This window comes from Myxococcus sp. AM009, assembly GCF_013372605.1.
GTDB classification, from domain to species: Bacteria; Myxococcota; Myxococcia; order Myxococcales; family Myxococcaceae; genus Myxococcus; species Myxococcus vastator.
The window spans coordinates 43,488-58,615 of sequence record NZ_JABXEP010000034.1; the positions used below are offsets into that span (position 1 = coordinate 43,488).

The following is a 15,128-nucleotide window of genomic DNA, read 5'->3' on the forward strand; positions in this document are numbered from 1 at the left end:
ATTTTTTAGCTTTTCCAGTCATTGCTGGAATGGCTTGTACCGGAGCGGTCTGACATCGGGCGTTAGCGTCATGCCGATGGCGCCGTGGAGCGTCTCTTCCTGGGGTGTCCGGATGGGAAGCCGGGTGCCGTCGCGCGGCGCCTACCGGGCGAGCAACGACGTGAGGATGGGCTCGGCATGCGTCCACAGCAGCGCGCCGCCGGCCTCTGGCTCCACGCGTCGCCGGGCCATGGGAAGCCTCGCTGCGAGCGTCTGTCCATGGTCGGGTGAGTGGACGGGGCTTGTGTCGAGCGCTCCGTACCAGAGCTCCACCGGCACGGAGATGGACTCGGGCTTGAAGGGCCACCGGGACATGGCCAGCACGGTGTCTCGCGCGTAGCCCGCGGTGCCTTGTGAGAAGGCTTCGTCCAGCGCGCGCCGGTACGCTTCGGCGAAGCGGGGCTCGGTGTACACGGCGCGGTCCGCTTCGTGGCTCATGCCGATGACCATGTCCCACATCATCTGGGCGCTCATCCCCGCGAAGAAGGCCTCGGCTTGCGCGGGCTCCGTGGCGGTGAGGTCCACCAGCTTCGCGACATCCGGATGGAGGAGCGCGCGAATGGCCGGGTGTGCCAGTTCATCCCCGCCTGAAACGAGCGCGACCGCCTCCACCTCCTGTGTGGCCGCGCAAGCGAGCGCGAAGGGCGCGCCCTGGGAGAATCCCACCACGCGGAGCCCGTTCAGCGCCCGGGAAAGACGGAGGTGCCGGACGTCCGTGGCCCAGTCCAGGAGGCTCCGCCGCGGCATGGGCGTGGAGGCCCCCAGGCCAGGTCTGTCGACGGAGATGAGCCGGACGCCTGTTTCCGCCAACACCGCCGAGCCAAAGCCCAGCCAGCGACTGGTCGCCGCTCCCGGGCAGAGCAACACGGGCCTGCCCGTGAGCGGGCCCCATTCGCTCCAGCTCAACACGCGCCCGTCGGGCAGCGCTGTCGTCCCCTGCCGCTCTGGGGTCTGCATCTCGATGGTCTTCATGTGGAACCTGACAGTGCCCCCGATACGTTCCGGGCACGGAATCCTGGCGCTTCGCCGGGCTAGCCCGCCTTCAGCACGGACACCGGCGCGGGCGGCTCGCTGGTGGAGGCATCTAGGGTCTGCACGCACGCGCCCTCGGCGGCGAAGGCGTCGCGCAGCCAGGGGTGGCAGGTGAAGGCGATGACCTGCTGGTGCTCGGAGAGCCTCGCCAGCAGGTGGATGGCGCCTTGCGCCCGCTCCGGGTCGAAGTTCACCAGCACGTCGTCGACGATGAGCGGCAGCGCCCCGCGCGTCTCCCCGAAGTCGCGCACCACCGCCAGCCGGAACGCGAGGTAGAGCTGCTCGCGCGTCCCTCGGGAGAGCTGCGCCGCGCTCCAGTCGCGCTGGCCATCTCCCACGCGCAGCTCGCGCTCCTCCCCCGTGGGGATGAAGACGCGCTGGTAGCGGCCCTGGGTGAGCGCGGCGAAGTGCTCCGAGGCGAGCTGCACCACGCGCGGCTGCTGCTCCTCCTCGAAGCGGCGCCGGGCTCGGGCCAGCAGTGCCAGGGTCAGCCGGTCCGCCGCGTACTGCCTCGCCAGCTCGGCGGCCCGCGCGCGCAGCGACTCCTCGACGATGCGGAGCTTCGCCAGCGCGTCGTCGTTCTCCCACTGCTCCAACTGGTGGCTGAGGGCGCCGCGCTCCGTGAGCACCGCCTTCAGTCGCTCCTGGGCCCCCGCCTGTCTGTCGCGCAGGGACTCCAGCTCCACGCGCAGACCCTGCTCTCCGCCCACGTCGATGAGCGCCTGCCGCGCGGGCGTCTCCGACAAGCCCGTGCGCGCCTCGATGCGGTGTGACAGCTCCCGCGTCCGGCCCGTCAGCTCCACGTAGCGGCGTGCCTGGGCGGCGCGGCGGCGGAAGGTCTCCTCGTCGGCGCTGCCACCTTCGGCCAGCAGCGTCGCCAACGCCGCTTCCTCGTCGTGACACAGCCCGTCCAGCCGCGCCTTCTCCGCGCGCAGTTCGTGCCGCCGCTCCTCCAGCGTCCTGCGCTCCAGGCTCCGCGCGCGCTCCGCTTCCAGCGCCGTCGCCACCCGCGAGGCCAGGGGCTCCATCACGCCAGCATCCAGCTCGCGGGCCTCCGTCGCGCCCGGGAGGAGCTCCGCCACCACGGCCTCCGCCCACAGCCGTGACGTCACCAGGGCGCAGACCTGCGCGTCCACCGTGAGCGCGGCTTCCTCCGCGCCCACGTCCAGGAGCCGCTGGCGGAGCGCCGCAGTGTCCCGCCACAGCGTGAGTGCCGCGGACGCGGCCAGGGTGGAGGGGAAGCACCGCTCGGACAGCAGGGCCGTCAGCTCCGTGCCCAACTGTTCCTGCCGCGACTCCGCCTCGGCCACCGCGTCACTCGCGCGGTGCTCCTCTCGTCGCGCGGCGGCGTGCTCGGCGTGCAGGGTCTCCCGCTCCCGCTGGAGCTGTTCGCGCCGTCCCGCTCGCTCCAGCGCATCCGCCAGCACGGCTTCCCGCGCCGCCATGTCCGCCGCCGTCGCCACCAGGTTGAGTCCGGCCTCGGACGCCGCGGACAGCAGCTCGCGGTGCAGCAGCTCTTCCCGCGCGGACAGACCCATCAACGCCGCGCGCAGCCGCTCCTCTTCCTGTTGCCGCCAGTGCTGGCGCGCGCGTTGCGCCTCCACGTCCGCGTCGCGCGCGGCCTCAACTCGCCGCCGGGCCAGCTCCAGCACGCCCGTCAGCAGCAGTCCGCCCACGAGGCACAGCGCGCCCACCCCGTTGCCCGCCAGCAGCCACGCCGTCACCGCGAGGGCCACCACCATCGCCGCGACAGCCGGCACCCACCACGTGGGCAGCACCGCCGCCGTCATTTGTGGCTCGCCCTGGGTGCGGACGCTCTCGAATTGCCGGTGCAGCTCGGCGCGCTGCTCCGACAGGCGCTCCATCTCCGCGCGCACGGTGCGCAGCCGTCCCAGCCCCGCCTGCTGCTGGCGAATTCGTGACGTCCGCTCCTCCGGAAGCGTCGACACCTCCGCGTCCACCCGCGCCAGCGCGCCATCCAGCCGCTCACGCTCCGAGACAGCGCGCGCCCAGGCGCCCTCCGCCTCGCGATGCGCGACCTCGGCCGCTCCCAGCCGGAGCGCCAGCTCCTCCAGCGTCACGCGGACGCTCACGCTCAAGTCCAACGCCAGGAGGCCGGGCCCATCCACGGGCAGGCCCAGCTCGCGCAAGGCCAGCTCCACCTGCCGCTGCTTCTCCGCCAGGGCGGCCCGGCGCGAGGGCAGGGCGCGCAGCAGCGCGGCGCCCTCGGTGTACGCCGCCAGGGCCTGGCTCAGCGCCTCCTCGCGTCCACGGACCCCTGACGGCGCGGACAGCCGCTCCAGCCCGGCCTCCACCGTGGCCAGTCGCTCCGCCAGCCGGGCGCCTTCCGCGCGATGGTTCCTCCGCCGGTGCAGGCCCTCCTCGAGCCGCGACTCACCCGCCTCGGGGAAGGACTCCAGCGCGGGCAGCGTCGCCAGCTCGGCGCGCGTCTGCGCCAGCGCCGCCACGTCTCCGAGCGCCGCCTCCAGCCGCGTCAGCCGCTCCAGGCCGGTCCCCGTCTCCAGCAGGTCCGCTTCGAGCGTCCGCTGCTCCTCCTTCAGCGCGCCCAGCCGCTCCTTCTCCGCGAAGTAGCGCGCGGGCCGGTCTCCCTCCTGCCGCAGCCGGACCTGGACGTCCTCCAGGGCCTTCAGCGTCTCGTTCAGCGAAGGCTTCACGCCGTTGGGCTTGTAGATGCCCTCGGTGCTCTTGCGGAGCTGGTCCATGACCTCCGGCAACCGGCGCGCGCCGCGCATGCTGGCGGCCACCAGGGCCTCGGAGGCGCCTCGCTGTTCGGTGAGCCGCTCGAAGCCGGCCAGCTCATCCAGGCGGAAGGCGAACACGTCGAAGAACAGCTCGCGTGACACGTGGGCCAGCGCGCTCTCCAGCGACTCCTTCAAAAGCTCCTTCCCCTCCGCGTCGCGCACCGACAGCTCACCCTCCGACGAGCGCCGGCTCGCGATGCGGCGCACCCACAGCGGTCCCGCGTGGGTGGTCAGCGTCAGCTCGCCGCCGAACGCACCGCCGTGGGCCGGCTCGTAGCGCTCCGGCTGCCCGCGCTTCTCGAAGCCGAACAGCATGCTGCGCAGGAAGGCCAGCAGCGTGCTCTTCCCCGCCTCGTTGGGCCCGTAAAGCAGGTGCAGCCCCGGCCCCAGGTCGCGCGTGAGACCGGAGAAGCGGCCGAAGCCGAGCACGCGCAACGCGTCGACGCGCAGCCCCGGCTTCATGACGTCTCCTCCTCGTGCAGCGACTCCACGCCGTGCAGCCCCGCCTGCGCCACCCACTCCGCGCGGGGCGCCTCCAGCGCGTCCACGCCCAGCCGCTTCAGCCGCTGGCTCAGCGCGCCCAGGGTCTCCTCTTCCCACAGCCGCGCCAGCGCCTCCGGGTCCTCGGTGAGGAAGCCCACCTCGTCCAGCAGCGTGCGCGCGAAGCCGCCCGCCGCGCACACCGCCTCCAGGTCCACCTCCGGCCGGCTGCTGTCCCGCAGCGACTCCAGCAGCACCGGCGGGTGGCTCCTCGCGAGCTGCTCGCGCAGGTCCACTTCCAGTTGTACCAGCGCGCCGGGGCGGGCCAGCTCGCGGTGCAGCGGACCTCTTCCGGTGAGGGTGAGGCGCACCGCGTGCCCGTCCAGCTCGGGCGCGCAGCGCGCCTCCACGCCCTCCATCGCCGTGGCCAGCAGGCCGTCCAACGTGCTGACGCCGGTCAGCGGCACCTCCAGCTTGTGCCAGCGCACGCCGTCCACCGGGATGAAGCGCCGCCGCATGCCGCCGTCCTCCACCTCCACCAGCATGCAGCCGCGCGGGCCGGTCTCGTTCGCGTGCCGGCCCTGCGGATTGCCGGGGTACACCGCGACGCCGCCGCCGGGGAGCAGGTGCTCGGCGCGCGTGTGGACGTGGCCCAGCGCCCAGTAGTCCAGCCCGCGCGACCCCAGCCCCGCGGTGGTGCAGGGCGCGTAGTTGGCGTGGCCCTCCACGCCGCCCAGGTTGGCGTGCAGCAGGCCCACGCTGAAGCCGTCCCCGGTGCGGCGGAAGCGCGCGGAGAGGTCGTCACGCACCTCCACGTCTGGATAGGAGATGCCTTGCACTCGGCACAGGCGCCGGCCCTCGCGCTTCACCTCCACGTCTTCCCAGTCCGGGCCGAACACCTTCACCGACGGCGGGAGCCCCAGCGCGCCGGTGTCTCCGCTCAGCGGGTCATGGTTGCCGTGGACGATGAAGGTGGAGATGCCCGCCGCGTCCAGGCGGCCCAGCTCGCGCCGCAGCGCCAGCCGCGCGCGCACCGAGCGGTCCTTCACGTCGAAGAGGTCTCCGGCGAGCAGCAGGAAGGCCACCCGCTCTCGCAGGCACACCTCCGTGATGCGCGTGAGCGCGCGGAACGTCGAATCCTGGAAGCGCCCCAGGAGCGGCCCCTGGGTCGCGACGCCTCGGAAAGGCGTGTCCAGGTGCAGGTCGGCGGCATGAACGAACTTGAAGGGCATGGCGCGCCGCACAACGTACCCGATGCGGGCGGGTGACCCGACATTCCAGCCCGGACGCACGGTCGCTGGCCGACAGCGACCTCGCCCTTTGCGCCCGGGTGGCGTCGACTCGCCGCCAGAACGGGTGTGACGGGGAGGACAGAGCCGAAGGTCCGGAGCGAATCCTCCTGGCTCGGCGTGGCGGACCCGCCAGGTCGCTCCGCGCAAGGGCCTGGATGCGGCGCGGGGCCCGGAGCATCCCGGACCCCGCGGGTTGCTTGCTCGCGGCGTGTCGCGGGCAGGCGGGCTACTGCTGGCCTTCGGGGCTGTGCGTCTCCGTATCCATGGGGCGGTCGTCTTCCATCCTCCCAGAGCCACCGGTGCCGGCGTCGTAGCCGTCTTCCATCATCCCGGAGCCGCCCGTCCCCGCGTCCATGCCCTGCATCTCCTGGCCGGTGCCGCCCATGTCGTCCATGGGGCGCGGCGCGGTGTCCTGGCCGCTGCCGCCCGTGCCCTCCATGCCCGGGGTGGTCGTCGTCCCTTGCTGGTCACGGTTCTGTTCCCTGCAGCCCGTGACGGACATCGCCACCGCCACCGCGCCGAGCACCATCCACCGATTGAAAGCCTGCATCGCGTTTCCTCCCTGAGTAGCGACTGGCCCAAGGCTGGAGGCGACCTGCGCGTGTTTCACCCCGCCCTCTCGACCGTTGCGCATGTCCGCCCAGGCCTCGGCCGGCCGGCCAGGGGCCCGCCGCACTCGGTCCTGCGGTCCGCGCCGGAGACGGCGCCAGTCCTCAGTCCACGCGGCGGAGCACGAGCAGCCCGTACTCCAGGCCGCCATCCATCAACGCCTGCTGCAGGCGCAGGTGCGCGCGGCTGGATTCGCCGCGGCCTGCCTGAGCGAGCGCACGCAGGGGATGCTGGGCGGGGTGTGCCGAAGCGCGCTCATGGACCATCAATTCCAGCGTCAGTGACCAGAAGCCCACCACGCGCGAGGACACGTCGTCGCGCACCTCCAGCTCCAACCCCGCGGCGTGCGCGGCGGACAGGTATTCGTCGAGCGAGCCGATGCGCGTGCGCCAATACCGGTCGAAGCCGGGGGCCAGCTCCGGACGGCGGAGGAAGCAGTCGGCGATGGCCAGCACCCCCCCGGGCTTCAGCAGCGTCCGCGTGCGGCGGAACCATTCGGCGCGCGGCAGGTAGCAGGCGCTCTCCACCGCCACCACCGCGTCGAAGGCCGTGCGGCCCGGCACGCAGAGGGCGTCACAGAGGATGGGGCGCACGTGCGCGCTCACGCCCGCGGCCTCCGCGAAGCCGCGCACCAGCGCGACATGCGAGGGCACGTTCGTCACCGCCGTCACGCGCGCCTGGTGCTCGGTGGCCCAGTACAGCGCGCCGCCACCCAGGCCACAGCCGACGTCCAGCACCTCGCCGCCGTCCGGGAAGCGGCCCACGGCGCGCGCCAGCTCCACCAACAGCGCTTCCTGCGCGGAGTGGACCGTGTCGCGCAGCACCCCCGAGGCCGCGCCGGGCGGCGGCACCACGTCCACCAGCCCGGAGTGATAGTGCACGCGCGGGCCGGGCCCGTAGCGCTGGAGCAGCCGCTCCGTCTTCGCCTCGTAGTACGCGCTCACCTCGTCGCGTCTCCACTCGTCGGATGGCACGGCTTCGGCGCTCATGACTCCCCCTCTGGCAGCATCGGTTCGATGCGGCGCAGCGCCGCGTCCAGGCAGCGCAGGTCCTGTTGGCGCAGCGCCTGCGCGGCGGCGCGCGCCCACTCCACCACCGCGTGACGGTCTGCTTCGGGCATGCGGGTGAAGCGCACGTCCCGCGTGCGGATGTCCTCCGCAACGTGCGCGGCCACGCCCAGCGCCCGGCCCGCCGCCGCCGCGCGCGGCTCCAGCACCGTGCCCGCCCACAACACGCGCAGGTACGCGGCCCACTGCTGGCCGGCGATGCCCTCCGCGACCTGACGGAACAGCGGCGCCGACCATTCGCTGGCGCGCACCTCCAGCGCCTGCGGGCCGGCGGCCACCGCCAGGGTGCGGGCCGCTTCCTCCAACACCGGGCCCGGCAGCTGCGCCTGCGCGCCGCACAGCGTGGCGAAGGCCAGGTTCTGGAGGATGAACTGCACGCACGGCCCCACGCGGATGGGCGGGTCGTGGTACGTGCACTCACCGTCGATGAGGTCGTCGGCGAGGTTGCCCGCGCTGAAGCTGAGGAAGAGCCCGGCGCCGCGCGCCAGCAGGGCCTCGCGCGGCAGCCCGGCCTCCGCGCCCGCCTCGTAGAAGAGGGACAGGGGGCCCGGCTGCGCCGCCTCCAGCGCCGCGAGCACGTCCCGCTCCGACACCTCCGGCAAGCCCAGCCGGCGCAGCGCGCGCAGCGACTCCTGGTACAGGGCTCCGCCGCTCATCGGTACTCCCTGGGGAGGACCATGCGGAGCACGGCGCCGCCCCCGTCCGCGTTCTGCCGGTGCAGCATGCCGCCGCTGGCGCGCAGCAGGCACTCGCTGGTGTAGAGGCCCAGGCCCGTCGCGTGGGGCTTGCTGGTGTACAGCGCCTCGGCGGGGCGGCTGAGCTGGCCGGGCGGGAAGCCGGGGCCGTCATCCGTGATGGTGACCTCCAGGCGCCCGCTGAGCGGCTCCACGCGCGCGTGGATGTGGACCCGCGCCGCGCCTTCCTCGCCGTTTCCCTCACAGGCGTTGAGCACCAGGTTCTCCACCACGCGGCGCAGCGTGGGCGCGCCGCCGCGCATCAGGGCGAGCAGGGGGGGAGAGGGCTGCTCCACCTCCACCTGGATGTCCACGTCCGGGAAGCGCAGGCCCACGCTGGCCTGCACCGAGTCCAGCACCGGCGTCAGCTCCACGGGCTCCGGCTCCATGCCGGCATGGCGCCGCCCCTTGTTGCGGGCGTCCATCATCATGTCCCGTATCTGCGTCAGGTTGTCGTTGAGCTGCCGGAGCAGGTCGTCGAACTCGGTGCGGCCGGGGCCCGGGCGGTGCGCGCCCACCACGGCCAGCATGTCCGCCGCGCTGCCCGCCGCCATGAGCGCGTTGTCGATGTCGTGGTGGTAGCCCAGGATTTCCGACAGCGCCTGCGACAGGCGGCCCACGTCGCGCTCCTGCTGCTCCAGCAGCTGCGCGTGCACGGCGGCGCGCAGGCGCTCAGCGTCCGCGCGCGCCCGGTCATGCTGCACGGCGAAGGTCCCCAGGTAGAGCTGGGCGGTGAGCGCGGCGGGACCGATGACGCCGAAGAGGGCCAGGTGCTCGTCGCTCCCGTGCAGGGGCAAGGCCAGCGCCAGGGCCAGCAGGGTCCCCAAGGCGAGGAAGGGCTGGCGCGGCGTCACCCGGTGCAGGCGGCCATGGAAGGCGGTGGCGAAGAGGAACAGCGAGGCCAGGACGGCGGCCCCTGGCGGCGCCGACAGCGCCATCAGCGCGGCCACGAAGAAGTGCATCGCCGCCACGCTGAAGATGAGCCACACCCAGCCCCAGGGCTCGATGCGGCGGCGTCGTCGGTGGGCGAGCGAGAACAGGACGCCGCTGGCCAACATGGGCACGGCGCACAGCAGCGCCGTGCCGAAGTGGATGCCGAAGAAGCTCCGCGCGCCCGGGGCCCAGGCCGTCATGGCCAGCAGGCTCGGCACGAAGGCACAGAGGGCGAGCCACGCGCCCAGGCCCGAGGCGGCCAGCACCTCCGCGGCATCCTGGGCGCGCGTCCACCGCCGGAACGAGGACAGGAGGGCCTGTCGTCCGGCGGAGCGCGGGCTCATACGGTGGCGGACAGGAGGTCACCCGCCGTACCCAGGCTGGAGGACTCCTCGGTGGCGCGTTCGGCCCGGAGGTTCAGCTCGTTGACGAGGTCCGCGTTGCCGCGCTGGAGCAGCTGCACCGACACCTCGCCGCCCGCGAGCAGGTGATGGAGGGCCTCCAGGATGGGCCGCAGCGCGGGGTTGAGCGCGCGCGCACCCAGCGGGCCCTCCACCGCGCCCAGCTCATTGCAGCGCGCCAGGTAGTCTGACAGCGCGCTGTCACGGGCGGTGTCTCCGTGCGAGCCGTCGTGCGCTGGTCCGACGACACGGCTTCGAGGCCGGGGTGTCGCGGGCGCGCCCGTGCGGGCATCCCAGCGCGGTGGGCATTCCCGTCGCGTGCGAAGTGGATGGATTCGGATTTCTCGGACTCTTGGCGTCATGCTGGCTCCCCCCGGGGCCTGGCACCGTCGTTTCACCTCGAAGCAAAGCGAAGGCCCCCACGCGCCGTCAAACTCCCGGCCAGGCGAGTGTTGTCCAGCGTCTTCTCCTCACCCTTCGGGGCCGCCCGGTGGTACGGGATGGCCAGCGGGCGCGGTGGAAGAGGTGCGCGGAATGTCTCGAGTCTTGACGAAGCCGGGGCCAGTCACCGTGGCGGTCCTGACGTTGCTCGTCGCGATGGCCTCCATCCAGGCGGGCGCGTCGCTGGCCAAGCAGGTCTTTCCCATGGTGGGCGCGGCGGGGGCCACGGCGCTCCGTGTGTTCTTCGCGGCGCTCATCCTGGCGGCGGTGTTCCGGCCCTGGCGGAAGCGGCTCACCCGCGCGGACTTGCAGGCCGTGGCCATCTACGGCGCGGCGCTGGGCGGGATGAACCTGACCTTCTACCTGGCGCTGGAGCGCATCCCGCTGGGCATCGCCGTCGCCATCGAGTTCACCGGGCCGCTCGCCCTGGCCATCTTCTCCACGCGCCGGGCGCTCGACTTCGTGTGGGCGCTGCTGGCCGTGGCCGGCATCCTGCTGATTCTTCCACTGTCGGAGACGTCGGGGGCGCTGGACTGGGTGGGGGTCTTCTGGGCGCTGGTGGCCGCCACCTGCTGGGCGCTGTACATCCTCTTCGGTCAGCGGGCCGGAGGCGCCGTCCACGGCGGCACGGCGGCGTCGCTGGGCATGCTCACCGCGGCGCTGCTGGTCATGCCCTTCGGGGTGGCGCACGCGGGCATGAAGCTGCTGGACGTGTCGCTGCTGCCGGTCATCCTCTGCGTGGCCGTGCTGTCGAGCGCGCTGCCGTACTCGCTGGAGATGTATGCCCTCAAGGTGCTCCCCACGCGCACGTTCGGCATCCTGATGAGCCTGGAGCCGGCGCTGGCGGCGGTGTCCGGGCTGCTGCTGCTGAAGGAGCGGCTGTCGCTGGTGCAGTGGGCGGCCATCGGCTGCATCATCCTGGCGTCCGTGGGCAGCTCCGCGACGTCGCGCAGGCCCGCTGAAACCGCCGCGGCCACGAGCTGACCGGAAGGGCCCGGCGACCCCGTTCTCCGGGGGTGGGCCTGTCTTCGGGCTCGCAATGGGGCCCGGCGCCGGGCTAGACGACGGCCTCATGCGTGACCGAATCCAGGCCGTGCTCCGCCAGCTTGCCCAGACGCCCGACATGGAGGCGCGCTGGCTCCACACCCTGTCCCTGATGGAGTTCATCGGCGCGCGGAAGATTTCGCGCACCGTGGCGGACCGGCACCCGTCGCTGGAGGTGCTGGGGCACCTGGCCGACGAGACGCGCCACGCCTTCGCCTTCAAGCGCCTGTCGGCCGAGGTCGCCGGCGCGGAAATCACCGCGTTCCTCTGCCCGGAGGCGGCGGGCCGCTACTTCCAGGCGCTGGACCACGAGCTGGCCACCTGGGCGTCGTCCTTCACGGGCGCGCCGGACGTCTACCTGCATTACCTGCTCACGACGACGGCCATCGAGCGTCGCGCCATGGTGCTGTACCCGCTCTACAAGGCCGCGACCCGCCAGCCGGCCGTGCGCGAGGAGCTGGGGCGCGTCGTCACCGAGGAGCAGAGCCACCGGCGCACCATCGAGGACGCGTGCGTCGCGCGCATCACCGCCGTGGGCGCCACGCTGGACGCCGCGCTGGCGCTGGAAGAGCGGCTCTTCGCGGCCTTCATCGGTGAGCTGGAGGCCACCGTGGCGCGGACGCAGCAAGGGTGACTACAGCGCGTCGTCTTCGCCCCCGGGCGCGCCCGTGCCATGGGCGCCCGACAGGACGAGCGTGCCGTCCATCAGCTCCGCGCGCAGGTTGCGGGCCTTGCGCGCCCGCTTGCGGCTGAGCTCCACGCCCACCGAGTCCAGCCCCAGGGCGTTGGCCACGGCCAGCACCGTGCCGTGGCCACAGAAGGGGTCCACCACCGTGCGCGTGCGCGTGTGCTCCAGGATGAAGCGGCACGCGATGAGGCACGCCTCCACGCCCATACCGCGCGTCCACGTCACCTCGCCCGCTTCGGGCAGGACGTCCGGCGTGGACTTCGCCATGTCCGCGCGGACGCCGCGCGAGAAGCACAGCATGTGGGAGTACGCGGGCCGGCCGAACGTCACCGTCCCAGGCGGCCGTCGGCACACCACCTTGTGCCAGAGCAGGTCGACGCCCGCCTCCTCGGCGGCGCGAGACACCAGGTAGCCCTTGTCCACCCAGGTGCCCGCTTCCTTCACGTCCGTCTGGTAGAAGATGGCCACGCCTTCGGGCGGCACGCGCGCGAGGATGAGCGCCGCCGCCCGGATGAACCAGGCCTTCCACTCCGCCAGCGACAGGGACGGGAACTCGGACCCGTCCGGCAGGGACGCGATGGCCGAGCTGCCCTCCAGCACCGGCCGCGCCTCCAGCCACACGAGTGCGTCTTCGCAGTACACCGTGCGCTTCGCTGCGCCCGTGGCGCCTGCCTGTTCGTCCGCCATGTGGCCAGGGAGTCTGCCAGAGCCGCGCGCACTCCGCGTCAGGCTGGAAAACACGCCGAAACCGTGGCTTGCTTGCGCTTCCCTAGATTTCTACAATCCTGTTTTATCTCGTTGTGAAGGAGAGATGGAATGCCCACGACTTCAGCGAAAGACGGGACTTCGCTCCACTACCGCGTCGTGGGTGAAGGTCCGCGCACGGTCATCCTGGTCCATGGCTGGATGGTGTCCGGCGCTGTCTGGGACGCGCTGGTGGAGCGCCTGGACCTGGCGGGGCTGCGGCTGGTGATTCCGGACATGCGGGGCTCCGGCCAGTCGGGCCGGCCGGCCGGGGGCTTCAGCCTGGAGTCGCTGGCGAACGACGTGCTGGCCGTGGCGGACGCCGTGGACGCGCGGCGCTTCACGCTGGTGGGGCACAGCATGGGCGGCCAGCTGGTGAAGTGGGTGGCCGCGGAGGTGCCGGCGCGCGTGGAGGGGCTGGTGCTCCTCAACACGGTGCCCGCCGCGGGGCTGCCGCTGCCTCCGGATGCGGCGGGGCTGTTCCGCACGTCGGCGGAGAGCCTCGAGAAGAAGCAGGCCATCCTCGGGCTCGCGTGCAAGCAGCTGTCGCCGGAGGCGCTGGAGGCGTTGGTGAAGGACTCGATGGGCGTCAGCCCGGCGGCCATCGAGCACGTCTTCGACGCGTGGACGGCGGGTGGCTTCGCCGACAAGCTGACCTCGATTGCGGCGCCCACGCTGGTGCTGGCCACGGACGATGCCTTCCTGCCGGCTGCCTTCCTGCGGGAGGCGGTGGTGTCGAAGATTCGCGGCGCGCGCCTGTCGTACCTGCCCGGCCCCGGCCACTACCCCCAGGTGGAGCGCCCGGCGGAGACGGCGGCGCTGGTGTCCGCCTTCCTCGCCGGCTCCCTGCCGGCCTGAGCGCGGCGCTTCGAGGAGGCAGCACGATGGCCTGGAACATGTCCTTCGAGTACGACGCGCAGAACGACGTCGTCACCGCGTACTTCACCGACTGTCTCCTGATGAATGAGGCGGACGTCCTTCGCTGGCGGAAGGAAGTCGAGGACCACCTCTCCAAGTACCCGTCCAAGGTGGACCTCCTCATCAACCTGGACGGGCTGGTGGTGAAGTTCACCGCTGGCCGCGTCTTCGGCAAGGAGCGCCGCGACGTGCTGGAGCGCTACACGCACCGCTCGTACCGCTTCGGTGGGGACGAGATGACGCGCATGTTCGTGCTCACCAGCGGCGCCATCAACGGCGCGGCCGTCAACCACTACGCGACCCGCGACGAGGCGCTGGCCGCGCTCCAGGCCGAGCGCGAGGCGCTGCGCAAGCGGGGCTTTTCTCCCTTCAGCGGTGGCTTCGTCGGCAGCAAGGTCTGAGCCTCGCGGCCAGGGACGAGGGCCGTCGAAGCGGCCCCCGTCCGCCTGCTTCATGAGCAGTGCGTCTGAACACAGTTCCCGTCGCAGTCGTAGACGCATTGGACGGATGACCGGCAGGTCACCCGCCACACGGCATCGGGGTCCTGGCACGTGCCGTTGCTCCCCGCCCGCAGGCAGCCCCGCGTCTCGAGTGACTGGGAGTAGTAGTACGTTCCTTCATGGCACATCGCGGGATAGATGGTGCCAATGCCGCACCATCCGGACCGATAGGCATACTCGCTTTCGGCGGAGGTGTAGAGGGTCTTCCGGCCATAGGTCCCCGCCCGCGGGTCGCAGCCGCGGGTGCACGTGGTTTGATTGACGTAGATGCCATTGCAGAAGTCGGCGCATGCCGAGGAGCAACCCCACTCCGTCGCCTGCCAGCCGCTCGGGCAAGGACCACCACACTGCGAGAACGTCTCGGTGTTGGGGGCGCAGGTGACCTGATTGTAGGAGTAGGCGCTGCTGCACGAGCCGCCACAGGCGGCCGGATTGCAGGTCTGGCTCGTCACATGATGCCCCGCGGGGCAGGTGGTGCCACAGAGGGTCAACTCCTGCGCGGCTTCGCCAGACTCGAGCTCGGTTCCAGACGCTGGAGATGCTTCGTCCGTCTGGATGTTGCATCCCCCGAGTACAAGCACGCCGCAGAGCGCGGTGGTCAGGGCCGAAAGTCTCATCATTCCTTGCATGGTCGAATTCCTCTCGCTTGGAGGGTAGGAATGGCGGCTCAGGCGAGCTCAGCAGTCTGTCTTCACGCACGCGCCTTCGCAGTCATAGACACAGTCGATGCGCGACCGGCAGTTCACTTCCCAGATGGCGTCTGGGTCGCCGCAGGAGCCATTGCTCCCCACGGTGTGGCAGAAGAAGCCCGCGAGCAGGCGGGAGTAGTAGTACGAGCCGTCGACGCAGACGTCGGTGGGCAGTGAGGTGCACCAGCCCTCGTAGTTGGCATACGCGTCGTAGTAACGGAAGTCGGCCTCCATGTCCCCGTGCGTTCCTTCCCGGGAATCACAGATGGGCGCGCACGTCGTCGCGTTGCTGTAATAGGGCGCGAGGCAGAACGGACCACACTCCGGCTTGCAACTGCTCCCAATGGGCTGGAAGTCATTGGGGCAGGTGTAGCCACACATGGTGAAGGTGCCTGTGTTGACTCCGCAGGTGACCTGATTGCCCCAGGGACCGCAGGTGCCGCCACATTCCGGGGCGCAGCTCCAGCCGCGCGTGTGCCAGCCGCGCGGAGGGCACTCGTAGCCACACTGGGTCATGGTGTCGCTGAGCCCAGCGGCCTGTTCGTCGACCTCCTGCGCCTGGGGGGCCTCCGCGGTCCGCGCGTCGCAGCCGGCCAGGATGAGGGCGCCGCAAAGGGATGCCATCAGGAGTGCGTGCGCTCGCGGCTGGCTCATGGACCTGTCTCCTTGCGGGGTATTCTCTTGGTGTTGTCTGTAAAATACCATGAGTGAATGTCTGGCATCCACCTGGCTGTCGTGGGAGGGAGGGGGAGCGC

General features: G+C 71.8%; 15 protein-coding genes. 4 read left to right on the forward strand and 11 right to left on the reverse strand.

Translation table 11 applies throughout. The annotated features are described in order from the left end of the window. Positions 1-141: 141 nt before the first annotated feature. The 8 genes from HV824_RS11525 to HV824_RS11560 all read right to left on the reverse strand — a co-directional run bounded on the left by HV824_RS11525 (position 142) and on the right by HV824_RS11560 (position 9,504). Positions 142-1,011: an alpha/beta fold hydrolase gene (locus HV824_RS11525; RefSeq protein ID WP_255207954.1), complete on the reverse strand. Its 870-nt coding sequence runs from the start codon at positions 1,009-1,011 to the stop codon at positions 142-144. 59 nt (positions 1,012-1,070) lie between these two features. Beyond that, the gene (locus HV824_RS11530) at positions 1,071-4,295 is read right to left on the reverse strand and encodes an AAA family ATPase (RefSeq protein WP_176423279.1); all 3,225 of its coding nucleotides are present in this window, start codon (positions 4,293-4,295) and stop codon (positions 1,071-1,073) included. Further along, on the reverse strand, positions 4,292-5,545 hold the full coding sequence (locus HV824_RS11535) for a DNA repair exonuclease (protein ID WP_176417617.1): 1,254 nt from the start codon (positions 5,543-5,545) through the stop codon (positions 4,292-4,294). Before HV824_RS11535 ends, HV824_RS11530 begins: the two co-directional genes overlap by 4 nt. Positions 5,546-5,831: 286 nt before the next feature. Further along, complete coding sequence (locus HV824_RS11540) at positions 5,832-6,155, reverse strand: hypothetical protein (protein WP_176417616.1); 324 nt, start codon at positions 6,153-6,155, stop codon at positions 5,832-5,834. A 163-nt stretch (positions 6,156-6,318) separates the two neighbouring features. Continuing rightward, complete coding sequence (locus tag HV824_RS11545) at positions 6,319-7,203, reverse strand: cyclopropane-fatty-acyl-phospholipid synthase family protein (RefSeq protein ID WP_176417615.1); 885 nt, start codon at positions 7,201-7,203, stop codon at positions 6,319-6,321. Beyond that, positions 7,200-7,937, reverse strand: a complete 738-nt coding sequence (locus HV824_RS11550) for a hypothetical protein (protein WP_176417614.1) — start codon at positions 7,935-7,937, stop codon at positions 7,200-7,202. The genes HV824_RS11545 and HV824_RS11550 overlap by 4 nt, the downstream gene beginning before the upstream one ends. Next, positions 7,934-9,292: a sensor histidine kinase KdpD gene (locus tag HV824_RS11555; protein WP_176417613.1), complete on the reverse strand. Its 1,359-nt coding sequence runs from the start codon at positions 9,290-9,292 to the stop codon at positions 7,934-7,936. Before HV824_RS11555 ends, HV824_RS11550 begins: the two co-directional genes overlap by 4 nt. Beyond that, complete coding sequence (locus HV824_RS11560) at positions 9,289-9,504, reverse strand: hypothetical protein (protein WP_176417659.1); 216 nt, start codon at positions 9,502-9,504, stop codon at positions 9,289-9,291. The genes HV824_RS11555 and HV824_RS11560 overlap by 4 nt, the downstream gene beginning before the upstream one ends. Before the next feature lie 379 nt (positions 9,505-9,883). Here HV824_RS11560 and HV824_RS11565 point away from each other — a divergent pair, with 379 nt between their 5' ends. Together HV824_RS11565 and HV824_RS11570 are read left to right on the forward strand one after the other, a co-directional pair. Next, entirely contained in the window at positions 9,884-10,774 is an 891-nt protein-coding gene (locus HV824_RS11565; protein WP_176423280.1) for an EamA family transporter, read from the forward strand. 88 nt (positions 10,775-10,862) lie between these two features. Next, the gene (locus tag HV824_RS11570) at positions 10,863-11,468 is read left to right on the forward strand and encodes a hypothetical protein (protein ID WP_176423281.1); all 606 of its coding nucleotides are present in this window, start codon (positions 10,863-10,865) and stop codon (positions 11,466-11,468) included. On the opposite strand, the gene HV824_RS11575 is transcribed toward HV824_RS11570, so the two are convergent. Then, entirely contained in the window at positions 11,469-12,209 is a 741-nt protein-coding gene (locus HV824_RS11575) for a DNA methyltransferase (RefSeq protein ID WP_176417610.1), read from the reverse strand. A gap of 129 nt (positions 12,210-12,338) precedes the next feature. Between HV824_RS11575 and HV824_RS11580 the strand changes: the two genes are divergently transcribed. Together HV824_RS11580 and HV824_RS11585 are read left to right on the forward strand one after the other, a co-directional pair. Beyond that, positions 12,339-13,124: an alpha/beta fold hydrolase gene (locus HV824_RS11580; protein WP_176423282.1), complete on the forward strand. Its 786-nt coding sequence runs from the start codon at positions 12,339-12,341 to the stop codon at positions 13,122-13,124. 26 nt (positions 13,125-13,150) lie between these two features. Further along, a complete protein-coding gene (locus HV824_RS11585; protein ID WP_176417608.1) occupies positions 13,151-13,585 on the forward strand; it encodes a hypothetical protein in 435 nt (144 codons plus the stop codon). Between the two features lie 50 nt (positions 13,586-13,635). On the opposite strand, the gene HV824_RS11590 is transcribed toward HV824_RS11585, so the two are convergent. Both HV824_RS11590 and HV824_RS11595 read right to left on the reverse strand, forming a co-directional pair. Then, entirely contained in the window at positions 13,636-14,313 is a 678-nt protein-coding gene (locus tag HV824_RS11590) for a hypothetical protein (protein ID WP_176423283.1), read from the reverse strand. 48 nt (positions 14,314-14,361) lie between these two features. After that, a complete protein-coding gene (locus HV824_RS11595; protein WP_176423284.1) occupies positions 14,362-15,027 on the reverse strand; it encodes a hypothetical protein in 666 nt (221 codons plus the stop codon). Between the last annotated feature and the right edge of the window lie 101 nt (positions 15,028-15,128).